The sequence below is a fragment of the Halorubrum sp. SD612 genome, from assembly GCF_002135005.1.
This window is the reverse complement of sequence record NZ_NEWI01000042.1, coordinates 1-22,046: the sequence shown is the minus strand read 5'-3', so window position 1 is coordinate 22,046 and position 22,046 is coordinate 1. Positions and strand designations below refer to the sequence as shown.

The following is a 22,046-nucleotide window of genomic DNA, read 5'->3' as shown; positions in this document are numbered from 1 at the left end:
CCGCTCGCGCCCGTCACGTCGGTATGGACCGCAACGCGGTGCGCCGCGCGTGGGACGAGGTCGCCGAGACGTACGCCGCCCGCCGCGACCCCGACGGTTCGGACGCGGCGCTGATCGACGACCTGCTCGACGCGCTGGCAAGTGACCCCGCGGTCGGCGACGGCGACCCGCTCGTCCTCGACGTCGGCTGCGGCGACGGCGCGCGCACGCTCGCGAACCTCCCGCCGGGCAGCATTGGGATCGACATCTCTCGCCGGGGGCTCGACCTCGCCCGAGAGACCGTCCCCGAGGCCCGGCTCGTCCACGGCGAGATGTCGGCGCTCCCGTTCGCGGCCGACCGCTTCGACGCGGTCACGGCGTACCACGCGGTGTTTCACGTCGAGCGGGAGCGCCACCCCGAGGTGTACGCGGAGTTCGCCCGCGTCCTCCGTCCCGGCGGGCGACTCCTCACGACGCTGCCGGGCGGCCGCTTCGAGACGGTCCGGCGCGGCTGGATGGGCGGCGAGATGTTCTTCTCCGCACCTGGCCGCGAGCGCACGCTCGACCAGCTCCGCGCCGCGGGGTTCACCGAGGTCGAGACGCCGACTGCGACCGACCCGCTCGGCAGCAGCACCGAGTTCGCGCTCGCGACGCTCGGCGAGACGCCCGACAGGGAAGCAAACTCGTGACCGACGCCGACGAGGTCCCTCACGACGTGCGAGCGAGCCTCGAACAGCTGCTCGTCGCGGCGTCGACCGCGGCGACCGAGGGCGACGAGCCGACCGCGCGGGCCGCCCTCGACACGGCCGAGACAGTGGCGACGAACAAGCTCCCGGCCGGCGAGCGCCGCGACCGCGTCCGGTGGGGCTGCGGGGCCGCGCTCGACGCCCTGCCGAACGGCGACCTCGCGGCCGCGTACGCGACGGCGACCGCTGAGGCCGTCACGGAGTAGGCGTCGCGTCGGCCGCGAAACCACCGACCATTTTCACCAGCTCCGTTCCACGGCCGGGCACGGATCGGCGCGACGCGCGGTTCGTCCTCCTGAGTACCCTGCTCGCCGTCACGCTGCTAAACACGCTCGACGCCCCGACGGCGCGGTGGTTCCAGACGGCGTCAGCCGCCCTGACGGTCGCGACGTTGCTGTACGCCGGCTACGTCGTCTCGCGGCCCCTCCTCGCGTGGCTCCCCGCTCGGTAGCGCGGGCCGGCCCCCTCGCTTTTGCCCGTCGAGCGCGTTCTTTCGGGCATGCGCGTCGCCTCACTGCTGCCTTCCGCCACGGAGACGCTGTTCGCGCTCGGCGTCGAGCCGGTCGGCGTCTCTCACAGCTGCGACCACCCGCCCGCCGCCCGCGAGTTACCGACGCTGACGAGCACGGTCGTCGACCACGCGGACCGCTCGGCCGCCGACATCGACGAACAGATGCGCGCGGTCGACGGCGCGGTCTACGACCTCGACGAGGAGCGGCTCGCGGCCCTCGACCCCGACCTGCTGGTCACGCAGGCGACCTGCGACGTCTGCGCGGTCGACGCGAGCGAGGTCCGCGCGGCCGCCGAGCGGCTCGACCCCGTGCCCGACGTGCTCGCGTGCGACCCGCACTCGTTTGGGGACGCCCTCGACGACGTGGTGCGGATCGGCGAGGCGGTCGGCGAGGAGACGGCCGCAAACGAGCTCCGGGCCGACCTCCGCGATCGCGTCGACGCGGTCCGCGAGCGCGCCGAGCGCGCGGTCGCCGACGAGGGCCGCCCCCGAGTCGCCGTCCTCGACTGGACCGACCCGCCGCTCCGCGCGGGCCACTGGGTTCGCGACATGGTCGAACTCGCGGGCGGCGACCCCGCGTTCCAGCCGGACGGCCCCTCGGAACCGGTGGCGTGGGAGGCGGTCGCCGACGCCGACCCCGAGGCGCTCGTCGTCGCGCCCTGCGGGTTCGACCGCGAGCGCGCCGTCGACGCGGTCGGCGACCTCGCGGCGCGGCCCGGCTTCGACGACCTCGCAGCGGTCCGCCGCGACCGCGCTTACGCTGTCGACGGCAACGGGCTGTTCAACCGCCCGAGCCACCGGCTCGTCGATTCCTTAGAAGCGCTGTTCGCGTGTCTCCACCCCGAGCACGCCGCGACGCCCCCGGGCGACCACGACCGCGTCGCGCGCGTCGACTCCACGGTGACGCCGTCCGTCCGCGCCGACGGCGGGTGATATGGCCTACGCCTCGGACGACTCGCGCAGCGCGGACAGCGTGGCCGCCTCGCGGAGGTCGCCGACGGTACAGTACCACGCGCCGCGCATGCCGTTCAGGTCGTTCTCGACGGGCCGATCGAGCGGGACGAGCTTGTCGAGCTCGAAGACGACCACGACGCGCTCCTCGGAGAACGGGTCGATGAGCGCCGCCCAGTCGTCCTCGTCCATCGGCCCCGGCTCGCCGCGCGTCTGCTCGGTGCGGGCGTCGACGCGGGCGTAATGGGTGATCGCCGACACCGGCGCGGTGCGGTAGAAGGCCAGATACGCGAACTCGGCGCGGGTGCGGTCGTACGAGCAGGGCGCGGGGTAGAAGCCCGCGCGGCAGCGCTCGAAGGCGTCCGGCTGCGTCGCGACGACGCAGACGCGGGCGTCGCCCGGCGCGTCGTCCTCGGGGGCGTCGGCGGCGAAGCGGTCGAGGTCCACACGCAGGGTCACCGGCGAGCGCGGATATATCCGCCGCCGGCGCGTACTGGGGGATAGATGGCACGGAGCGCGACGAGCGCGCGCGGCGGTCCCCGCGAGCGCGACGAGACGGACGCGGCACGCGGCGAGGAGTCGCCGGACGACGACGCCGGCCCGCCGGCCCTCGCGGTCGAGGGGCTCACCAAGCGGTTCGGCGACGGCGACGACGCGGTGACGGCGGTCGACGACGTGAGTCTCGCGGTCGAGCGCGGCTCCGTCGTCGGGCTGCTCGGACCGAACGGCGCTGGTAAGACGACGCTGATCAAGTGCGCGCTGGGCATCGTCGTCCCCGACGCGGGGTCGGTCCGGGTGTTCGGCAACGACGTGGGCGACGGCCGCCGCGCGGCCTACGCCGACGTGGACGCGATGTTGGAGGGCGCGCGCAACGACTACTGGCGGCTCACGGTCCGGGAGAACCTCCGGTACTTCGCGACGATCAGCGGAGTCGACCCCGACTCCGTGGCGGCGCGTCACGACCGCCTGCTCGACCGGCTCGACCTGGCCGACAAGGCGGACACGCCCGTTCGGGACCTCTCGCGCGGCATGAAACAGAAGGTGTCGCTGGCGAGCGTGCTGGCGGGCGGCGCGGAGCTGGTCTTCCTCGACGAGCCGACGCTCGGGCTCGACGTGGAGAGCGCGCGGACGCTCCGGGCCGAGTTACGCCGGCTGGCGGTCGAGGAGGGGCTCACCATCGTCGTCAGCAGCCACGACATGACGACGATCGAGGCGGTGTGCGACCGCGTCGTCATGCTGTCGAACGGGCGGATCGTCGCGGACGACAGCGTGGAGGCGCTGCTCGGCGCGGCCGCGGGCGACGCGGTGCGCGTGGCCAGCCCGGACCTCGACGCCGAGGCGGTCGCGGGCCTCCGCGAGGCGTTCGAGGTCCTCGACGTCGACCGCGAGGCGCGCCCGCCCGCGGTGACGGTTGCGGCCGGCGGCGACCGGCTGTACGACCTGACCGACGCGCTGCGGGCGGCCGGCGTCACCGTCTCGGACATCCGCACGGTCCAGCCCGACCTCGAAGAGGTGTTCCTCGAACGCACGGGGAGCGACCTCGGTGCCCCGTCCGGGGGTGACCGGCGATGAGCGCGGACACGAGCCCGCCGGAGGATCCGGGCGGCGCGGCCGCGGCCGAACCCGGCGACGGAGTGCGGCCGGACGACGAGCCCCGGCCGGCCACCTACTACCACTTGGCGCGGGCGGTCCTCTATCGGGAGTTCCTGATCTTCGTGCGATACCCGGCCAACGCGATCGGCGGGATCGTGGTGTCGCTGTTCTTCTTCGCCGCGCTGTTCCTCGGCGGGCAGCTGCTCGCCGGACAGGCGCTGGCGGACTCGATCGAGGGGATCGTCGTCGGCTACTTCCTGTGGACGCTGTCGGTGGGCGCGTACTCCTCGGTGTCGAACGACATCGGCAGCGAAGTGCAGTGGGGGACCCTCGAACGCCACATCACCACGCCGTTCGGCTTCGCGCCCGTCGCCCTGCTGAAGGGGGTCGCGAAGGTGGTGCGCACCTTCCTCACGAGCGCGGTGATTCTCGCCGTGATGCTCCTCGCGACCGGGACGCGGCTCAGCCTCGCGCCGGTGACGGTGGTCGCCGTCGCCGGGCTGTCGATCGTCTCGGTCCTCGGGCTCGGCTTCGCCGCGGGCGGCGTGACGGTGCTGTACAAGCGGATCGGCAACTGGCTCAACCTCCTCCAGTTCGGGTTCGTCGGGCTGATCTCGGCGCCCGTCTTCGATCTCCCGTGGACGCGCGTCCTCCCCTTGGCGCACGGCAGCGCGATGCTCCAGCGCGCGATGGTCGACGGGACCCGACTGTGGGAGTTCCCGCCCGCCGACCTGGCGCTGCTCGTCGCGGTCGCCGGGGGCTACCTCGCCGGAGGATACCTCGTCTTCCAGCTGGCGACGCGCCGAGCGCGGCGGCTCGGCGTGCTCGGCGACTACTGAGCGCCGTCGTCGGCCGCTGTCATCACGGCGTACGTCAGCGCCACGGGGATCGCCGCGCCGAGCGCGCCGGTCGGGACCAGCGAGGTCGGCGCCCCGACCAACAGCAACAGTTCGACCGCGACGCCCGCCGCCGCGACGCCGGCGAGGAACACCCGTCCGGACTTACGCATACCCGAACGACGTTCGCGGCGGCATATGTGCGTGTCGGGTCGGGACCCCCCTCGTTGAGTCGGAGCCACCCGGTTCACTCCCGCGCGGCCGACACGGCCTCGACCACCGCCCGCGCGTCCGCGGCGATCCGGTCGTACGCCCCCGCCTCGATCGCGTCGTGATCGACGATGGCGCCGCCGACCCCGACCGCCGCCGCGCCAGCCTCGACGTACGCGCCGGCGTCGTCCGCCGTTACGCCGCCGGTCGGGACGAGCGGGACCTGCGAGAGGGGCCCGCCGAGCGCCGCGACGTGGGCGGGACCGCCGGTCTTCGCCGGGAACACCTTCACGAAGTCCGCGCCGGCCTCGAACGCCTCGATCGCCTCTGTCGGCGTGTACGCGCCGGCCGCGATCGGCGTCCCGTACCGGTTCGCGGTCCGGATCACCTCTCGGTTCACCGTCGGCGTCACGACGAACTCGGCGCCGGCGAGCTGCGCCGCGCGGGCGGTCTCCGCGTCGAGGACGGTGCCGACCCCGACCGCGGCGTCGTCGACGCGCTCGGCGACCGCCTCGATCGCGGCCGTCACGTCCGGCGTGTCCGCCGTCACCTCCAGGGCCGTCACGCCGCCGTCGGTGACGGCGTCGGCGACCGCCGGGGCCTCTTCGACGCCGACGCCACGGAGGATGGCGATCACGCCGCTGTCCGTGATCCGGTCGAGTCGGTCGGTTCGCATGGCGAGTATCTTTCGGGGAGGGATATTAAATTAAACCGTGTTGAGCGCGGTCGCGCCGCGTCACAACAGTTCGAGTTCAATAGTCTTCGCGGCGCTGGAGACGAGTCCGGCTGTGTCTTCCTCCAACCGCTTCCCCTGCATCTCGTCTGACGGGCCAGAGACGCTGACCGCGCCCACAGGGTCGCCGTCGACGACGACGGGGGAGGCGGCGCACTGCCAGTCCGGGTCGAGTTCGCCGCGGTCGAACGCGATGTTCCGGTCCCTGATAGACCGAAGTTCGGAGCGGAGCGTCGCCCGGTCGGTCACTGTCCGGTCGGTTTTCGGGTCGAGGCCGTGACGGCCGACGTACTCGTCGACCGCGTCCGCCGACCGGAACGCGAGGATCGCCTTGCCGGCCGCGGCGGCATGGAGCTTGACGCTCCCACCGATCGAGATCGGGTGGTCTCGGGCGCCGATTCGATGTAGATAGACGGCGTCCGCGTTCTCCGGAACCACGAGGTTCGCGACCGCGTTTGTGTTCCGCGCCAGTTTTCGTATCTCGCTTTGCGCCGCCTGATAGACGGGATTGCGTTCTCTCGTCCCGAACCCGATCCGCAGGAATCGATGGGTGAGCTCGTAGGTCCCGTTGGTGTTCTTCACGTAACCGAGCGTACGGAGCGTCGAGAGGTGGTTGTGAACCGCGCTTTTCGAGACGTCCATCGCGTCGGCTAACTCGGTGACTCCGGCGCCGTCACGGTCGTATAGTTCCTCGACGATCTGCATGGACGTCTCCGTCGCCTGAACAGTGATGGTGTCCGTATCTCCCATCGTTTCTGAGAGTGGTATGAGAGACAGCGGTATAACACTTGTTTAGTATAGGAGAACACAGTCACCGATAAGAGTATTATATTATGGTTGTAGTCTATAAATTAATTACATTATGCTCACACTATTGGGTTCGGACGGAACAAATTCGAAAAAACACATATATATCGCCTCTGTTCACCTCGTGAAAACACAAATGAAGCGGTTCTGAGCCGTTTTTAGGACAAATGCCCAGTAATTTTATATAGCTGTAACGCAAGAGACTGATAGTCAGGTTCGATCATGACTAACAAACCAAACTACGCCCAATACGGGCGACGTAGACTCATGAAAGGCGCGGGACTCGCGGGGCTCGCGGGACTCGCAGGGTGTATCGGAACCGGCGACCCAGGAAGTGGGGGAGACGGCGGCGACGGGAGCGACGGCAGTGACGGGAGCGACGGCAGCGACGAGAGCGACGGCGGCAACGGCATGGCGTCGGAGATCAACGTGTGGGGGTGGGATGTTGCCGCGCGAGCGCTGATGATAACCTCCGAGGAGTACGAGTCCGAGAACGACGCGACGGTTGCCGTCGAGGAGTTCGGTCGGTCCGCGATGAAGGACCGACTCCAGACGAACCTGCTCTCGGGCTCCGGCGCGCCGGCGGTCTCCATGTTGGAGTCCGTCGACGGCCCGTCGTTCATCGACACGGGCTCCGTCGCGCCGCTCACCGACGAGATCGAGGAAGCGGGCGTTCAGGACGACTTCGTCTCTGGGAAGTGGGAGGCCCTCACCGTTGACGGCGACATCTACGCGCTCCCGTGGGACACCGGTCCCACGGCGGTGTATTACCGCCGGTCGGTGTACGACGAACACGATATCGACCCGGACAGCATCGAGACGTGGGAGGAGTTCATCGAGGAGGGCCAGAAGCTCCCAGATGACCAGTACATGCTCAACCTCCCTGAGGGGGACCTCTCCGGCGTCTGGCGGTATCAGTTCCGCCAGCTGTCCGGCGAGCCCTTCCTCGAGAGCGGCGAGGTGAACATCCACAACGAGAAGTCGCTCCGTGTGGCCCGCAATATAAAGGAGATCTATGACGCCGATATCGCGGCCAACATTGAAGGATGGACGTCCGCCTGGTTCAGCGCCTACGGCGACGCGACGATCGCCTCGCTCCCCTCGGCGGCGTGGATGGAAGGGACTCTGCGGGCCGAGCTTCCCGACACCGCGGGCGACTGGGGAGTATTCAAGATCCCCGCGCTGGAGTCGGGCGGGCCGCGCGCGTCGAACTGGGGCGGCTCCAACCTTATGATCGCCGACCAGGTGTCCGACGAGGCCCATGCGCGTGGGTGGGACTACATGGAGTTCTCGCTGGCGACCAAGGAGATGCAGCTGGCGATGTATGACGAGTACGGTCTCTTCCCGGCGCTGGAGACCACCTACGACGACCCGGTTTTCGACGAGGAACTGGACTTCTACGACGGTCAGCCCGCACGAGCGCTCTTCGCTGAGGTCGCACAGGACGCGCCCGGATACCGGTTTACCGCGGACACGCCAGAGGTGTCACAGGCCATCGAGACCGAGTTACAGCGGATGATCAACGGCGAGCAGTCGCCCGAAGAAGCCGTCCAGGCGGCCGCGGAGACTGTCGCCGAGAACACCGATCGGGACCTCGCGTAACTCGGAGGGACCGATCGAATGGCCACTTCTGACGAGACAAACGACCGCGTCGAGCAGACGTACCGCCGACGCGCCCGGGCGAGGATACAGAGCGTCGGGAGACGGCTCAGACGAGCGGCGCGACCGGGATGGGACAGAGTGCGGTTCGCCAGGCAGGATCTGACGGCGGCGATGCCGGCGCTGCCGCGCGTCGCGTACCTGTTCATCGCACCGTTCTTCGTACTGTTCGGGCTGTTTCTCGCCTTCCCGGTGTTTTACACGCTGTATCTGTCGTTCTTCGAGTATCAGGGCGTCGGCGAAGGATCGCTGTTCTGGATCGACCTCGGCCCGCTGTACGTCGAGATTCCGCAGATCGCGCAGCTGAATTTCGTCGGGCTCGGGAACTACGCCCGCCTGCTCGGCAACGATCTGTTCTGGCAGTCGATGTTCAACACCTCGTACATCCTCGCGGTTCAGGTCCCGCTTATGATTGGGCTTGCACTTGCGCTCGCACTCGCGCTGAACGCCTCGTTCATGCGTCTCAAGGGAGTGTTCCGCACCGCGATCGCGCTGCCGGTCTCGGCGAACCTCGTCGCGTACTCGACGGTGTTCCTGCTGCTTTTCAACGAGCAGCTGGGATTCCTGAACTACGTCCTCTCCGGTGTCGGGCTCGGTCCGATACCGTGGTTGACCAGTGAGTTTTGGGCTCGGAACACGATCATCGCCGCGGTGACGTGGCGGTGGACGGGGTACAATATGATTATCCTCCTCGCTGGTCTCCAGACGATCCCACAGCAGCTGTACGAGGCGGCTGAGATCGACGGAGCGAACCGGTGGGAGAAGTTCCGCTACGTCACGCTCCCGCAGCTTAAACCGGTGCTGCTATTCGTCGTCGTGTTGTCGACGATTGGGACGTTCAAGCTGTTCGCCGAGCCGTACGTCATCACTGGCGGCGGCCCGACGAACGCGACAATCACGATCGTCCAGTACATCTACCGGCAGGCGTTCGTCAACTTCAACCTCGGCTATGCGAGTGCGCTTACGGTCGTGTTCGTGGTGGTCGTTAGCATCTTCTCAATCATCCAGATCAAGCTCGGGGGTGAGGACTGATGCGCGATCAACGCCGGAAGGACGCGGTCTGGCGGTTCCTCACCTACGCCTTCGTCATCACGATGGTTGTGGTGATGATGGTACCGCTGTACTGGATGCTGGTGGCGGCGACGCTCCCACAGGAGCAGTTCCTCCAGTTCCCGCCGCGGTTGATTCCCGGCACCGCATTCCTCGACAACTTCGCGGCACTACAGGAGCGGCTCGACTTCGTCCGTACGATCCGGAACAGCGTCTTCATCGCCGTCGTCTACACGCTGCTCTCGCTCGTGTTGTGTTCGATGGGTGGCTTCGCGTTCGCCAAGTACGAGTTCAAGTACAAGGAACCGATCTTCTATACGATCTTGGCGACGCTCGTGTTACCGATCCAGCTGCTCGTCATCCCGCTGTTCCTGCTGATGGCACAGCTGGACTGGACAAACACCTTCCGGGCGATCATCCTCCCGTGGGCGGCCAACCCCATCGGAATCTTCCTCATGCGGCAGAACATGAAATCGATCCCGGACGCGCTGCTCGAATCCGCCCGGATGGACGGCGCGACGGAGTTCCAGATATTCTATCGGATCGCCTTACCGACAATGCGGTCGTCGCTGGCCGCGCTGGCGATCATCCTGTTCCTGTTCCAGTGGGACCTGTTCTTGTACCCGCTCGTGATCCTCGAGTCGGCAGACATGTACACCATCCCCATCGGACTGGCGCAGCTGACCGGGTTCCAGCGGATTTACTACGACCAGATCATGGTGGCGGCGACGCTTGCCATCGTTCCGATGGTCGTGTTGTTCTTAGTGCTACAGAAACAGTTCGTCAGTGGCATCCTCGCGGGGTCGCTCAAAGAGTAACCAATGTCAGGAATCAACATCACGGAATTAGACAAGGTGTACGACTCCGGAACCGAGAACGTGGTCGCCGTGGAGAGCCTCTCCGTCGATATCGACCACGGCGAGTTCCTCGTATTGGTCGGGCCGTCCGGCTGCGGGAAGTCGACGACGCTCCGCTGTCTCGCCGGTCTTGAGGACGCGACGGCGGGGACGATACGGTTCGACGGCGAGGATGTCACGGAGTACCGGGCCAGCGAACGGGACGTGGCCATGGTGTTCCAGAACTACGCGCTGTACCCGCACATGACCGTCCGGGGTAACATCGGCTTCGGGCTGAAGCTCTCGACGAAGCTGACCGGCGACGAGATCGAAGCGAAAGTTGAGGACGTCGCCGAAATGCTCGGGATACGCGAGTTGCTCGACGAGAAACCGAAGGCACTCTCCGGGGGGCAACAGCAGCGCGTGGCCCTTGGACGGGCGATCGTTCGAGAGCCGTCTGTGTTCCTGATGGACGAGCCGCTCAGCAACCTCGACGCCAAGCTCCGCTCAGAGATGCGGACCGAGCTACAGGAGCTACAGGCCGACCTTGACGTGACGACGGTGTACGTCACCCACGACCAGACGGAGGCGATGGCGATGGGCGATCGGATTGCCGTGATGGACGGCGGTGTACTCCAGCAGGTCGGGTCGCCGGAGGAGGTGTACCGCTCGCCTGTGAACCGGTTTGTCGCCGACTTCATCGGATCGCCGAGCATCAACCTCCTTACGGCCGACGTGGAAGACGGTACCCTTGCGGGTCCCGGGGGGTTCGCGTACGAGCTCGACGACTCGGAGCCGGTCGACGGACACGAACGGGTCAGTGTCGGTGTCAGGCCGGAGGACATCGAGGTCGTCGAATCGGGTCGGAACGCGGCCGACGTGACGGTCGTGGAGCCGATGGGGAACGAGAACTTCCTCTACATGGAGATTGGCGGCCACGAGCTCACCGCCCGCGTCAGCCCAACGGTCCGGCCGGCGGAGGGGTCACAGGTCGCGTTCGACTTCGACGAGGCGGCGCTGTACCTGTTCGACGTCGAGACCGGCGACGCGCTGAAAACCAAAACGGACTCCGTCGACAGCGCTGTCGTCGGAACGACACAGAACTAAGCGATCATGTACATCACCGACTACGAGCTGTTCGAAGTACCGCCTCGCTGGCTATTCTTGAAGCTCACAACGAGCGACGGTACCGTCGGCTGGGGGGAGCCGATCGTGGAAGGGCGCTCGCACACGGTCGTCGCGGCCGTTGAGGAGCTGCTCGACAACTACCTGCTCGGCGAGGACCCGACGCGGATCGAGGACCACTGGCAGGCGATGTATCGCGGGGGGTTCTACCGCGGGGGCCCCGTGCTGATGAGCGCCATCGCCGGCGTCGACCAGGCGCTGTGGGACCTCAAGGGGAAGCAGTTCGGCGCGCCAGTCCACGAGCTGCTCGGCGGCCGCGCGCGCAACCGTATCCGCGTCTACCAGTGGATCGGCGGGGACCGGCCGGCAGACGTCGGCGAGGCCGCCAGCGAGAAGGTCGACGCGGGGTTCTCGGCGCTGAAGATGAACGCGACCGCGGAGCTGCGGCCGATCGACACCCCGGCCACCGTGAACGACGCGGTCGACCGGATCGCGGCCGTCCGGGAGTCCGTCGGCGACGATGTCGACATTGGGGTCGACTTCCACGGGCGCGTGTCGAAGCCGATGGTTCGGCGGCTCGCGGCCGCGTTGGAGCCCTACGACCCGATGTTCATCGAGGAGCCGGTGTTGCCCGAGCACAACGACTCGCTCTCGGGGATCCGGCAGTCGACGACGATCCCGATCGCGACCGGCGAGCGGATGTACTCGCGGTGGGACTTCAAGGAGGTGCTCGAGGCGGACGCCGTGGACCTGATCCAACCCGACGTCTCGCACGCGGGGGGGATCACCGAGATGAAGAAGATCGCGTCCATGGCCGAGGCGTACGACGTGTCGATTGCGCCGCACTGCCCCCTCGGGCCCATCGCGCTCGCGTCCTGCATTCAGGTCGACGCCTGCACGCCGAATGCGCTGATCCAGGAGCAGTCGCTCGACATCCACTACAACGAGACGAGCGACGTGCTGGACTACCTCGCCGACCCGGCGGTGTTCGAGTACCGCGACGGCTTCGTCGACATCCCCGGCGGCGACGGGCTCGGGATCGAGATCGACGAGGAGCACGTCCGGGAACAGCACGGCAACGTCGACTGGCACAACCCCGTCTGGCGGCACGACGACGGCTCCGTGGCGGAGTGGTGATCCGGATGCTGACACAAACGCGGCGACGCGGGAGAGAGCGATGACCCGCCGACACGAATCACCGACCGACCACGCGGTGCCCCGACGCTTCGCCGGGAAGACCGCTATCGTCACGGGGTCGACGCGCGGCATCGGTGCCGGAATCGCGGAGCGGCTGGCCGCCGAGGGCGCGAACGTCGTCGTCAGCGGCCGCACCGTCGAGGCCGGTGAGGCCGTCGTCGACCGGATCGCGGACCTGTCCCCGGATGAGTCGGCCGACTGCGCGTCCGCCGGCGACGTGACGTTCGTCCGCGCCGACATGCGCGACCCGGACGACGTGGCGGCGCTCGCCGAGGCGGCCGTCCAAGAGTACGGCTCGCTCGACGTGCTCGTGAACAACGCCGGCGTCCAGACCGAGACCGCGGCCGACGAGGCGACGCTCGACGACTGGGCGTTCGTCGTCGAGACGGACTTCCGGGCGTACTGGCTCGCGGCGCGGGAGGCGCTCGACCACATGGACCGGGGGGCGATCGTGAACGTCTCGTCAAACCACGCGTACGCGACGATGCCCGCGCACTTCCCATACAACGCGGTGAAGGCGGGGATCAACGGCATGACGCGGTCGCTCGCCGTCGACTTCGGCCCCCGGGTCCGGGTGAACACGGTCGTTCCGGGCTGGGTCGAGATCGAGCGGACGCGCGACGAGCTCCCCGAGGGGCGGTTCGAGGAGGTCGAGTCGATCCACCCGACCGGCCGGATCGGCACGCCGGCCGACGTCGCCGGGGCCGTTTCCTTCCTCGCGAGCGAGGACGCCGCCTTCGTCACGGGCGCCGCCCTCCTCGTCGACGGCGGCCGCAGCGCGGTGATGCAGGACGACACCCTCCCGGACTACCGGGCGCGAGAGCGCTCGGAGTAGCCGGTCGAGGAAGATTCCGAATTGGTGGCTGTTGAACTGCTCCGACGATCACACACTGTGAATCGCCGTAATCAATACGGGGACGGCAACGGGTGAGGGCGGGAGTGCGTATCGCAGGTCGCGAGTGCGGTCGTTTATAAGCGATCAAGTGGTGTTGCTGGTAGCTGTTTATAGGCGCTCGACGACGCGGTGAACACCTCCAAAGCCCCAGTCGCGAGGACTCGATGCGCTCGCTGCGGTCCTCAGTCGGTCGTTGCCACTCCCTCCCTGCGGTGCTTGCGTCGCCTGTGGCGGTTTCGCGGCTGCCCCTTCGATTCCCGCCCCGGAACAGCACCGCAGCCTCAAACCTCCCCATCCTCGTCGCTGGCGGCCGTCGCTTCGCTCCGCCCGCCACCGACTCCCTCGCGCGGCGCCGCTCGCGGGCCTCCGGCCCGCTCCCGGGCGCGCGCCGACCGCTTCGTCCATTTATAAACGATCGACGCCGTGGCGCACGCCTATTTAAATATCTTATATAGATCAAGGAGAATACCTGCGGCTTCAGCCGCAGGATGAATCCGACAACTCGGAGTCAATCTACGCTACAATAGCCACACTGAGATTTGGCAATCCGCATTTTAAAGTGACAGGCAATCCCACGTATAGGTAGGAACCAGACTGGGAACAGAGCGACCCCCGTTAGTCCTACGATGGCGGCCTGTCCGCCCCAAGCAATGAGACAGTAATCGGAACCAGTTGGGTGAACGGTCGGTTCTTACAATGAACCGATGTAGTGCCCGACTGCTGTACGCACCACAGAAAGTAACTCCAAGTCCAGCGAAGTCTGCCGGACTCCCCGAGGCAAAAACAACTCCGGGAGTCCGAACACGATAGAGGATAGGAGTACCGGGGGCTTGGCACTCCCAGCAGTCCCACCCGTCGCAGTCCGTGAACCCCACACGGATTCTCACCGTGTCGGAGTTCGGTGGAACTGTAAACCTGAAATCTCCAACGCTCAGGATTCCTCCGCGTTTACGCGGAGGAGGATGTCAATCGCACCACCGATCTGCAACACTCACTCCCGCTATCGATCAGGTAGCACTCTTCAACGACCGGCTGTTTCAGGCGAAAAGGTTTAAGAATGGGATTCAGCGGAGCCGTATGTTTCGACTGACGTGTCCGACTACGGCTGAGCGACCCGCAGACCGTCCACGCGGTCGCCCTCGATGACGACGACTCCGTACAACCCCACAACGGCGGTGTCAGCGCGCGAGTCCTCGCCGCCGTCACCCGCCGCGTCGACGGCGTCCCGGTCGGCGTCGTCGACCGCGAGCGAGTCGGGGTCGATCCCGGGCAGTCGGAGCCGGTCGCCCGTGAAGTTGGTCACCCACGTGTGGCCGCCGCGGTAGCCGACGCGGACGCCGTCCGGAAGCCGATCGGCGTAACGAATACCCGCGCGGTCGAGCAGGGCCGACGCGAGCGCGTCCGCCAGGTCCGGGTCGGGCCAGACCCCGCAGTAGGTGACGCGTCCGTCGCCGACCGCGTTGGCGACGACCGCCGGTCGACCGTCCGCCGGCCCGTCGACCTCGTACGTGTACCGGACCTCAGCGGCGTCCGGGTCGAGCCACTCGGCCCAAGTCCGGAACGAGGCGGACGGCGCCGCGCCGTCGTCGGCATCGCTCCCGTCGTCCGTGGGACCGTCCGCCCGCCGGACCGCCGTTTCGAGGCGCCGCGGCAGCGACTCGTGCTGGTCGACGGCCGCGCCGACGAGGTCGGTCAGCGGGCCGGGCTGCGACGTCGGTCGGAGCTTGTTCTCCGCGTCCTTCACGCCGGTTCGGGGTCCGAAGAGGACCTCCCCGCCACCGGCGACGTAGTCGGTCAGCCGGTCGGCGAGGTCCTCGGTGACGAGGTGGAGCGCGGGCGCGACGACGGCGGCGTATCCGGAGAGGTCGGCGCTCGGCGGGACCACGTCCACCTGGACGCCGCGACCGCGGACGGCGCCGTAGAACGCCTCTTGGAGCGCCCAGTAGTCGAACTCCGGGGCGTGGGGCTGCGCGTCGAGTGCCCACAGGGAGTCGTAGTCGAAGACGACCGCCACCGGCGCGTCCACGTGGTCGGCGCTGTCGAGCGCCGCGAACTCTTCGCTAGCGCGCGCGGCGTCAGCGTACCCGCGGTCGGGCGAGCCGTCCGCCTTCCGGAGGCCGGCGTGGTACTGCTCTTGCCCCTCGAGACAGCGCCGCCACCTGAAGTAGAGCACCGCGTCGGCCCCGTGAGCGGCGGCGTGGTGGGCCCACAGCCGCATCGCGCCCTCGCCCGGCTGGGGGCAGTGCGGCGGCCAGTTGACGTCGCCCGGCTGCTGTTCCATCACCCAGAACGGCCTGTCGAGCGCGCTCCGGTAGAGGTCGTGGTCCATCCCCACCTGGTCGGGGTCGCCGGCCCGCAGCTGGTCCGGCGACGCCTCCCCGTCGTAGCGGTCCTGAACGAATCCCGTCGGGTAGGAGTCCCAGGCGACGCGGTCGAGGTCCGCGCTCACGTCGTAGGCGTTCAGCGTTGGGAACCGTCCCATGAAGTTGTGAGTAACGAACCAGTTTGGGTCGGCCTCGCGTATCAGGTCGGCCTGGAGGCGGTTGTACTCGACGACCGAGTCGCTGGCGAAGCGCGCGTACGCCAGCAGCCGTGAGGGGTGGTGCTCCGCGGGGGTCGGCCCCGGCGGGTCGACCTCCTCGAACGAGCCGTACTGCTGGCTCCAGAACGCGTTCCCCCACGCCTCGTTGAGCCGGTCGATGTCGCCGTAGCGGTCCGCGAGCCACGTCCGGAACGCCTCGGCGCAGTCGTCGCAGTAACAGCGGACGGTCCGATGACAGCCGAACTCGTTGTCCGTCTGCCAGCCGGCGACGTGCGGCGAGTCGGCGTACCGTTCGGTGACCCGCTCGACGATCCGTGCCGTCTCCTCGCGGTAGGCGGTGGAGTTGAAACAGTAGTGGCGGCGGCTGCCGTGTTGACGGACGGTGCCGTCGGGCTCTTCCTGCCGGATCGACGGCCGCTCGTCGACTAGCCACTTCGGCGGCGTCGCCGTCGGCGTACATAACACCGCCTCCATCCCGTGGTCGCCAACGAGCTCGATCGCCTCGTCGAGCCACCCGAAGTCGAACTCCCCGCGCTCGGGCTCAAGAACTCCCCACGAGAACTCCGCCATCCGCACGTATTCGAGGCCGGCGTCGGCCATCGCGGCGATGTCGCGTTCCCACTCTTCGCTCGGCCAGTGTTCCGGGAAGTAACAGACTCCGGTTCGCATGGCTCACCGTGTCGACCGTGTCACCTAAGCGTTCGGATAGGCGGAGTCGACGGCGGTCGGCCTCCGCCCGACGGGGCGCTCGCGTGGCAGGGTATTTGTGGGGGCACGGAGAGGGTGTGATATGAACGAGGGCAGGGCGCACACCACCGCAGTCACGTACGACCCGACCGACCGCGAGGTCACGGTCGCGGACGACGCCGGCGACCTCCTTGTCGGGAGCCTCCACGCGGCGGCGACCGACGGGGAAGACGGGCGGGTGCGGGTCGCAGCGGTGTCGCTGTCGACGGAGGGCGGCGGCGTGACCGCGACCGTGACCGTCGAGAACGCCGGCGAGGAACCGGTCCGAGTCGGCGACGTGACGTGCGCGTTCGACACCGCGTTCGGCGCTGACGCGCGTGTGTACCGGCACGGGTACCAGTCGTGGACGCCGACGGGGACGCTCTCCGTCGGAGAGCGGTTCCCGATCGAGGACCCCGACAACGCCCCGATGATGAACGACCTCGCGGCGTCGACAGACGACCGGGTCAGCAGCTACCTGACCGGGCTCGTCGAGGGGGATCGCGGCGTCACGGCGGGGTTCCTCGAACACGACCGGTTCTGCACGCGGTTCGAGGTGGCCGACAACGCCGACGGGATCGCGACGCTGCGCGCGGTGTGTCCGCTGGAGGGGACGCGCTTGGCGCCCGGCGAGCGGACCGAGCTACCGCCGTTGTGGGTTGACGCCGACCGCGACCTGCGGGAGGGACTGGCCGCGCTGGCCGACCGCGTCGGCGAGCGGATGGACGCCCGCGTACCCGAGCGCGCGCCGACCGGGTGGTGTTCGTGGTACCACTACTTCACCGATGTCACCGAGGCGGACGTGCGGGAGAACCTCGCGGAACTCAGAGGGTGGGAGATCCCGGTCGACGTGGTCCAAGTCGACGACGGCTACATGGAGGCGTTCGGTGACTGGCGGTCGATCGCCGACGGGTTCGAGGATATGAGCGCCGTTGCGGGTGACATCGCGACCGCGGGGTACCGCCCGGGATTGTGGCTCGCGCCGTTCTACGTGGAGGCCGGCGCTGACCTGTATGCCGACCACCCGGACTGGTTCGTCACGGAGCCGACGGACGGCGCTGGCGACGGTCCGGGAACGCCGGTCGACGGCGGCTTCCGCGCCGGGTCCGAGCTGTACGGGCTCGACACGACGCACCCAGAGGTCCTCGACTGGCTCCGCGAGACCGTCTCGACGGTTGTCGACGAGTGGGGATTCACCTACCTGAAGCTCGACTTCCTCTTCGCGGCGGCACTCCCCGGCGAGCGGCACGACCCCGAGGCCACCCGGATCGAGGCGTATCGGCGGGGCGTGGAAGCGATCGCCGAGGCGGCCGGCGACGACGCGTTCCTCCTCGGCTGCGGCGCGCCGATGGCCCCGAGCGTCGGGCTCTTCGACGCCATGCGGGTCGGCCCGGACACTGACCCGACATGGGAGACGCCGGGGGAGTCGGGGAGTCAGCCGGGGCTGAAAAACGCCGTCCGCAACACACTCACCCGAAACTTTCTCCACCGGCGGTGGTGGCTCAACGACCCCGACTGCCAGCTCGTCCGAGACACGAGCGACCTCACCGCGGCCGAGCGTGAGTCGTTCGCGGCGCTCGTCGCCGCGACCGGCGGCGTGAACGTGTTCTCTGACCGGCTCGCGGAGATCGGTGCGGCCGGCCGCCGGCTTCTCGAACGGACGATCCCGCCCGCGACCGGCGGCGAGGTCGGGCGACTCGACGAGGAGCGGTTCCCGTCGCGAGTCGTCTGCGACCGGCCGGGCGACGGGGCCACGACCGTCGCCCTGTTTAATTGGGCGGACGAGCCGTCGACCGTCAGGTTCGACGCGCGCGAGCACGGGTGGAGGGGGGGACCAGAATCGGACCGGGTCGTCTGGGACGGGCTCTCCGGCTCGGTTGCCGCCGGTCCGGTCGTCGAGCGCGAGCTGCCGCCGCACGGCGCGGCCGTGTTCGCCGTCGTCTCGGCCGAGGACGGCGACCTGCTCGGCGACGCCGCGACGCTCACGGGGGGGTCGGACCGCGCGTCGGGGGCGACCGTTCGAGACGGGGCCCTCACGGCGGCGGTCGACGGGGAGCGCGTGACGTTCGCGCTCGACCGCGAGTGACGACCGCCGCCGATCACCCGTTCTTATAATTGGTCGAGCGTAGCACCGGGTATGAACACGTTCGAGACCTGCTGTGTGGGGTGGCGCCGATGACCGACCTCGTGACCTTCGGCGAGACGATGCTCCGGCTGTCGCCGCCGCGCGGCGACCGGCTCGAGACGACGCGCGAGCTGGCCGTCCAGGCCGGCGGCGCGGAGAGCAACGTCGCGGTCGGCGCGGCGCGGCTCGGCGTCGACGCCGCGTGGCTGTCGAAGCTCCCGGACTCGCCGCTCGGCCGGCGGGTGACGAGCGAGCTCCGAAGTCACGGGGTCAGCCCGGAAGTCGCGTGGGCGGACCCGGACGGGAGTCGGGTCGGGACGTACTACCTCGAACACGGCGGCGCCCCGCGCGGGACGAACGTGATCTACGACCGCGCCGACGCCGCGATCACGACCGTCGAGCCCGACGAGCTCCCCGCGGCGCCGCTCGACGGCGCGGAGTGGTTCCACACGACGGGGATCACGCCGGCGCTGTCGCCGGCCGCCGCGGAGACGACGACCGCGCTCCTGCGCCGCGCGGGCGAGGCGGGCGCCACCCGCTCGTTCGACCTGAACTACCGGTCGAAGCTGTGGGGGCCCGACGAGGCGCGCGACGCGTACGAGACGCTGTTCGAGCACGTCGACACCCTGTTCGTCCCGCACCGGGACGCGCGGGCGGTGCTGGACCGCGACGGCGACGCCGTCGAGGTCGCCCACGGCCTCGCGACCGACCACGCCCTCGACACCGTGGTGGTCACCCGCGGCGACGAGGGGGCGACGGCGCTCACGGGTGGCGACGTGTACGAGCAGGCGGTGTTCGAGGCGGAGACGTTCGACGCGATCGGCACCGGCGACGCGTTCGTCGCCGGGTTCGTCGCCGAGCGACTGCGGGGCGGCGACGTCGCCGCGGCCCTGGAGTGGGGGTCGGCGACGGCGGCCGTGAAGCGGACGACCGACGGCGACCTCGCGGTCACGACCCGCGCGGAGGTCGCGTCCGTCATCGACGGCGCCGACCGGATCAGCCGCTGACGCGTCGAGCGTCGCGCGCGCGGCGGTCGGCCCGCACGTTCGGTGGTCTTCGTCTGGATCGGTCGTCTCGGCCGCTCAGCGGTCCTCGTCGGGCTCCGCGGCGAGCGCCTCGTCGCGGAGTTCGCGGCAGCGCTCGCCCGCGACCTCCAGGTCCGGGACGGGCGTCGGCTCCCCGTCGGCGTCGACGGCGACGAACACGAAGTACGACTCCGTGGTGAGCTCGCGCTCCCCGGTCCGCGGCGACTCGCGGTACGCGCGGATCCGCGTCCGGAGGCTCGTCCGCCCGACCGCGTACACGTACGACTCGATGACGCAGGTGTCCCCCTGCGGCACCGGCCGCTTGAAGTCGAGCTCGTTGATCTTGGCCGTGACGCAGGTCTCGCCCGCGGCGCGCATCGCCGACATCGCGCCGATCTCGTCCATCCACTTGACGACGTTCCCCCCGTGGGCCGACGCGTAGTTGTTCGTGTGGGTGGGCTGGACGCGCTGGCGGTTCTCGATGTAGGTCTCGCTGACGCTGGGCATGCTCGCCCGTGGCGCGGCCGCGGGAAAAACACCGGTCCTCGGTCGTGCGGGCCTCGCGACGCCCGCTCCGGGGAGTCCGGCTCGCCCGCCTCGTGGCCCCCGCAGACCCGTCAAATTATCGAGCCGTATAATTTGACCTTCACTCCTAAATAGGGCTGTTGGCTCCGCTCAAACAACGTATGTTGAACGTGATCACCGCGCGGTACGGGCGACGCGTCGGAGCGGCCGTCCTCCTGACGCTCGGCGTGACGCTCGGCTTCGTCGCCCTCTTCGCGGGGCACGTGGCGACGGTCGGCACGCCGGCGGCCGCGACGGCGGCGCTGACTTCGGTCGGCGTCGTCGTCACCCTGAACCTCGGTTTGCTGGGAATCGTGCTGGTCGGGAACGTCGCGGTCGAGCTGCGGCGGCTGACGGAGACGGCGGAGGCGGTCGGACGCGGCGAGTTCGACGCCCGCGCGACGTCCGACCGCGTCGACGAGATCGGGCGGCTGTTCGACGCCTTCGACGAGACGCGGCGGTCGCTCCGCGACGCGGTCGCGGAGTCCGAGCGCGCGAAGTCGGAGGCGGAGACGGCCCGTGAGGAGGCCGAGGAGCTCTCCGACACGCTGCTCGAACGCGCCGACGAGATCGGCGGCGCGATGGAGCGGGCGGCCGACGGCGACCTCTCCCGACAGCTCTCCGAGGAGAGCGAGGTCGACGCGATCGAGCGCATCACGGCCGCGTACAACGAGATGACCGGCGGGCTCTCGACGACGATCGAGGACATCCAGACGTTCGCGGGCGACGTGGAGGCGACGAGCGAGGAGATGGCCGCCGAGGCCGACGACGTGGCCGCGATGAACGAGGAGGTGGCCGACGAGATGCGAACGCTCGCCGACGAGTTGGACGAGCAGACCGACCGGCTGCGCGAGACGGCCGCCGACACCGACGACTTCTCAGCGACCGTCGAGGAGATCGCCTCCACCACCGACGAGGTGGCCGGCGACGCGAGCGCCGCGGCCGAGCTCGGCGAGGAGGGCGAGCAGCGCGCGACCGAGGCGGTCGAGGCGATCGTCGAGATCGGCGACCTGCTGGCGGAGCTCGACGACCTCGTGGCGGGGCTCGACGACCGGATGGACGGCGTCGCGGAGACGACCGACGTGATCGCCGACATCGCCGAGCAGACCAACATCCTCGCCCTGAACGCCTCGATCGAGGCGTCGCGCGCGGGCGGCGACGGCGACGGATTCGCGGTCGTCGCCGACGAGGTGAAGGGGCTCGCCGAGGAGACCCGCGAGTCGACGACGGAGATCGAGGCGACGATCGGCGAGGTGACCGCGGACGTCTCCGCGGTCGCCGGCGAGATGGACCGGACGATGACGGAGCTCGACGAGACGACGTCGGCGGTCGAGGCCGCGGGCGAGGCGATAGAGGAGCTCACCGGGACCGTCGAGGACGTCGACGTCGCGATGGGCGACATCGCGCGGGCGACCGACGAGGGCGCCGAGGGGATCGAGTCGGTCGCGGCGCGCGTCGAGGCGGTCCACGGCTCCGCCACCGACGCCGCGGACCGCGCGCGGACGCTGGCGAAAACCGCCGACGAGACGGCCGAGACGGTGGGCGAGCTGGCGGAGACGGCGACGGCGCTCTCCGAGCGGACCGCGTCGCTCACCGAGCGGCTCGCCCAGTTCGAGACGCGGGCCGACGCAGGCGGCGCCGGGGGCGCGGCGGCGGCCGCGAGCCCGACCGCCGGCGACGCGGAGGTGAGCGCCGATGATTGAGCCGTCGACGGTGCGGCTCGCCTCCGCGGGGATCTACGCGGTCTCCGCCGTCGTGCTGCTCGCGCTGGCGCGGCGCAAGCCGGCCGAGCTTCGACGGTACTGCTACCCGTTCGTCGCAGTCGTGGCGCTCGCTGGGGTCGGGATCGGGACGTGGGGCGCCGGGATCGGGTCGGTCTCGGTCGGGAGCGGCACGCTGGAGGCTGGGCAGCTGCTCTCCGACTACGTCGCGTACC

At 69.2% G+C, this 22,046-nt stretch carries 20 protein-coding genes and 1 pseudogene; 15 read left to right on the top strand and 6 right to left on the bottom strand.

What is annotated here, in order from left to right:
- Positions 1–23: 23 nt before the first annotated feature.
- From B9G38_RS06855 to B9G38_RS06840, 3 genes are all read left to right on the top strand, one after another.
- Positions 24–668 (top strand): class I SAM-dependent methyltransferase, encoded by a 645-nt coding sequence (locus tag B9G38_RS06855; RefSeq protein ID WP_086219906.1) that lies wholly within the window; start codon positions 24–26, stop codon positions 666–668.
- Positions 665–931 carry a hypothetical protein gene (locus B9G38_RS06850; protein ID WP_086215456.1) on the top strand — a complete coding sequence of 89 codons (267 nt, stop codon included), beginning with the start codon at positions 665–667 and terminating at the stop codon, positions 929–931. The genes B9G38_RS06855 and B9G38_RS06850 overlap by 4 nt, the downstream gene beginning before the upstream one ends.
- A gap of 293 nt (positions 932–1,224) precedes the next feature.
- Positions 1,225–2,169 carry an ABC transporter substrate-binding protein gene (locus B9G38_RS06840; protein WP_086219905.1) on the top strand — a complete coding sequence of 315 codons (945 nt, stop codon included), beginning with the start codon at positions 1,225–1,227 and terminating at the stop codon, positions 2,167–2,169.
- Between the two features lie 6 nt (positions 2,170–2,175).
- Here the strand turns inward: B9G38_RS06840 and B9G38_RS06835 are convergent, their stop codons facing one another.
- Positions 2,176–2,634, bottom strand: a complete 459-nt coding sequence (locus B9G38_RS06835) for a hypothetical protein (protein ID WP_086219904.1) — start codon at positions 2,632–2,634, stop codon at positions 2,176–2,178.
- A 57-nt stretch (positions 2,635–2,691) separates the two neighbouring features.
- On the opposite strand from B9G38_RS06835, the gene B9G38_RS06830 reads away from it, so the two are divergent.
- The gene (locus tag B9G38_RS06830) at positions 2,692–3,759 is read left to right on the top strand and encodes an ABC transporter ATP-binding protein (RefSeq protein WP_086219903.1); all 1,068 of its coding nucleotides are present in this window, start codon (positions 2,692–2,694) and stop codon (positions 3,757–3,759) included.
- On the top strand, positions 3,756–4,619 hold the full coding sequence (locus B9G38_RS06825) for an ABC transporter permease (RefSeq protein ID WP_049931883.1): 864 nt from the start codon (positions 3,756–3,758) through the stop codon (positions 4,617–4,619). Before B9G38_RS06830 ends, B9G38_RS06825 begins: the two co-directional genes overlap by 4 nt.
- On the opposite strand, the gene B9G38_RS18035 is transcribed toward B9G38_RS06825, so the two are convergent.
- The 3 genes from B9G38_RS18035 to B9G38_RS06815 form a co-directional block, all read right to left on the bottom strand.
- Positions 4,613–4,789, bottom strand: coding sequence for a hypothetical protein (locus B9G38_RS18035; RefSeq protein ID WP_158093824.1), 177 nt, complete (start codon positions 4,787–4,789; stop codon positions 4,613–4,615). The genes B9G38_RS06825 and B9G38_RS18035 overlap by 7 nt on opposite strands.
- 74 nt (positions 4,790–4,863) lie before the next feature.
- Positions 4,864–5,502, bottom strand: coding sequence for a bifunctional 4-hydroxy-2-oxoglutarate aldolase/2-dehydro-3-deoxy-phosphogluconate aldolase (locus tag B9G38_RS06820; protein ID WP_049931885.1), 639 nt, complete (start codon positions 5,500–5,502; stop codon positions 4,864–4,866).
- Positions 5,503–5,562: 60 nt separating this feature from the next.
- Positions 5,563–6,309 (bottom strand): IclR family transcriptional regulator, encoded by a 747-nt coding sequence (locus B9G38_RS06815; protein ID WP_049931886.1) that lies wholly within the window; start codon positions 6,307–6,309, stop codon positions 5,563–5,565.
- A gap of 324 nt (positions 6,310–6,633) precedes the next feature.
- Here B9G38_RS06815 and B9G38_RS06810 point away from each other — a divergent pair, with 324 nt between their 5' ends.
- The 6 genes from B9G38_RS06810 to B9G38_RS06785 are packed head-to-tail and all read left to right on the top strand — an operon-like array spanning position 6,634 to position 13,068.
- Entirely contained in the window at positions 6,634–7,968 is a 1,335-nt protein-coding gene (locus B9G38_RS06810; protein WP_086219902.1) for an extracellular solute-binding protein, read from the top strand.
- 18 nt (positions 7,969–7,986) lie between these two features.
- Positions 7,987–9,057 carry a carbohydrate ABC transporter permease gene (locus B9G38_RS06805; protein ID WP_049931889.1) on the top strand — a complete coding sequence of 357 codons (1,071 nt, stop codon included), beginning with the start codon at positions 7,987–7,989 and terminating at the stop codon, positions 9,055–9,057.
- On the top strand, positions 9,057–9,893 hold the full coding sequence (locus tag B9G38_RS06800; RefSeq protein WP_049931890.1) for a carbohydrate ABC transporter permease: 837 nt from the start codon (positions 9,057–9,059) through the stop codon (positions 9,891–9,893). The genes B9G38_RS06805 and B9G38_RS06800 overlap by 1 nt, the downstream gene beginning before the upstream one ends.
- A 3-nt stretch (positions 9,894–9,896) precedes the next feature.
- Positions 9,897–11,018, top strand: coding sequence for an ABC transporter ATP-binding protein (locus B9G38_RS06795; RefSeq protein ID WP_086215462.1), 1,122 nt, complete (start codon positions 9,897–9,899; stop codon positions 11,016–11,018).
- 6 nt (positions 11,019–11,024) lie between these two features.
- The gene (gene dgoD / locus B9G38_RS06790; protein WP_049931892.1) at positions 11,025–12,173 is read left to right on the top strand and encodes a galactonate dehydratase; all 1,149 of its coding nucleotides are present in this window, start codon (positions 11,025–11,027) and stop codon (positions 12,171–12,173) included.
- A 40-nt stretch (positions 12,174–12,213) separates the two neighbouring features.
- Positions 12,214–13,068: an SDR family NAD(P)-dependent oxidoreductase gene (locus tag B9G38_RS06785; RefSeq protein WP_086219901.1), complete on the top strand. Its 855-nt coding sequence runs from the start codon at positions 12,214–12,216 to the stop codon at positions 13,066–13,068.
- Positions 13,069–14,227: 1,159 nt separating this feature from the next.
- Here the strand turns inward: B9G38_RS06785 and bga are convergent.
- Positions 14,228–16,339 (bottom strand): beta-galactosidase Bga, encoded by a 2,112-nt coding sequence (bga, locus tag B9G38_RS06780; RefSeq protein ID WP_086219900.1) that lies wholly within the window; start codon positions 16,337–16,339, stop codon positions 14,228–14,230.
- Positions 16,340–16,460: 121 nt separating this feature from the next.
- On the opposite strand from bga, the gene B9G38_RS06775 reads away from it, so the two are divergent.
- Together B9G38_RS06775 and kdgK1 are read left to right on the top strand one after the other, a co-directional pair.
- Positions 16,461–18,482: a glycoside hydrolase family 36 protein gene (locus tag B9G38_RS06775; RefSeq protein ID WP_086219899.1), complete on the top strand. Its 2,022-nt coding sequence runs from the start codon at positions 16,461–16,463 to the stop codon at positions 18,480–18,482.
- A gap of 89 nt (positions 18,483–18,571) precedes the next feature.
- A complete protein-coding gene (gene kdgK1 / locus B9G38_RS06770; RefSeq protein WP_086219907.1) occupies positions 18,572–19,528 on the top strand; it encodes a bifunctional 2-dehydro-3-deoxygluconokinase/2-dehydro-3-deoxygalactonokinase in 957 nt (318 codons plus the stop codon).
- Positions 19,529–19,603: 75 nt separating this feature from the next.
- On the opposite strand, the gene B9G38_RS06765 is transcribed toward kdgK1, so the two are convergent.
- Positions 19,604–20,053: an acyl-CoA thioesterase gene (locus B9G38_RS06765; protein ID WP_049931896.1), complete on the bottom strand. Its 450-nt coding sequence runs from the start codon at positions 20,051–20,053 to the stop codon at positions 19,604–19,606.
- A 179-nt stretch (positions 20,054–20,232) separates the two neighbouring features.
- On the opposite strand from B9G38_RS06765, the gene B9G38_RS06760 reads away from it, so the two are divergent.
- Together B9G38_RS06760 and B9G38_RS06755 are read left to right on the top strand one after the other, a co-directional pair.
- Complete coding sequence (locus B9G38_RS06760) at positions 20,233–21,813, top strand: methyl-accepting chemotaxis protein (protein WP_086219898.1); 1,581 nt, start codon at positions 20,233–20,235, stop codon at positions 21,811–21,813.
- Positions 21,806–22,046, top strand: a pseudogene (locus B9G38_RS06755) (hypothetical protein); the annotation flags it as partial. The gene B9G38_RS06760 and the pseudogene B9G38_RS06755, both read left to right, overlap by 8 nt.

Excerpts from the sequence above, each read along its gene's own strand:
- B9G38_RS06825 (WP_049931883.1), top strand. The coding sequence starts at position 3,756 with ATGAGCGCGGACACGAGCCCGCCGGAGGATCCGGGCGGCGCGGCCGCG.
- B9G38_RS06795 (WP_086215462.1), top strand. The coding sequence starts at position 9,897 with ATGTCAGGAATCAACATCACGGAATTAGACAAGGTGTACGACTCCGGA.
- B9G38_RS06840 (WP_086219905.1), top strand. The coding sequence starts at position 1,225 with ATGCGCGTCGCCTCACTGCTGCCTTCCGCCACGGAGACGCTGTTCGCG.
- B9G38_RS06815 (WP_049931886.1), bottom strand. The coding sequence starts at position 6,309 with ATGGGAGATACGGACACCATCACTGTTCAGGCGACGGAGACGTCCATG.
- B9G38_RS06830 (WP_086219903.1), top strand. The coding sequence starts at position 2,692 with ATGGCACGGAGCGCGACGAGCGCGCGCGGCGGTCCCCGCGAGCGCGAC.
- B9G38_RS06810 (WP_086219902.1), top strand. The coding sequence starts at position 6,634 with ATGAAAGGCGCGGGACTCGCGGGGCTCGCGGGACTCGCAGGGTGTATC.
- B9G38_RS06775 (WP_086219899.1), top strand. The coding sequence starts at position 16,461 with ATGAACGAGGGCAGGGCGCACACCACCGCAGTCACGTACGACCCGACC.
- B9G38_RS06820 (WP_049931885.1), bottom strand. The coding sequence starts at position 5,502 with ATGCGAACCGACCGACTCGACCGGATCACGGACAGCGGCGTGATCGCC.
- dgoD (WP_049931892.1), top strand. The coding sequence starts at position 11,025 with ATGTACATCACCGACTACGAGCTGTTCGAAGTACCGCCTCGCTGGCTA.
- B9G38_RS06760 (WP_086219898.1), top strand. The coding sequence starts at position 20,233 with ATGTTGAACGTGATCACCGCGCGGTACGGGCGACGCGTCGGAGCGGCC.
- B9G38_RS06765 (WP_049931896.1), bottom strand. The coding sequence starts at position 20,053 with ATGCCCAGCGTCAGCGAGACCTACATCGAGAACCGCCAGCGCGTCCAG.
- B9G38_RS06805 (WP_049931889.1), top strand. The coding sequence starts at position 7,987 with ATGGCCACTTCTGACGAGACAAACGACCGCGTCGAGCAGACGTACCGC.
- B9G38_RS06800 (WP_049931890.1), top strand. The coding sequence starts at position 9,057 with ATGCGCGATCAACGCCGGAAGGACGCGGTCTGGCGGTTCCTCACCTAC.
- B9G38_RS06785 (WP_086219901.1), top strand. The coding sequence starts at position 12,214 with ATGACCCGCCGACACGAATCACCGACCGACCACGCGGTGCCCCGACGC.
- kdgK1 (WP_086219907.1), top strand. The coding sequence starts at position 18,572 with ATGACCGACCTCGTGACCTTCGGCGAGACGATGCTCCGGCTGTCGCCG.
- bga (WP_086219900.1), bottom strand. The coding sequence starts at position 16,339 with ATGCGAACCGGAGTCTGTTACTTCCCGGAACACTGGCCGAGCGAAGAG.
- B9G38_RS06855 (WP_086219906.1), top strand. The coding sequence starts at position 24 with ATGGACCGCAACGCGGTGCGCCGCGCGTGGGACGAGGTCGCCGAGACG.
- B9G38_RS18035 (WP_158093824.1), bottom strand. The coding sequence starts at position 4,789 with ATGCGTAAGTCCGGACGGGTGTTCCTCGCCGGCGTCGCGGCGGCGGGC.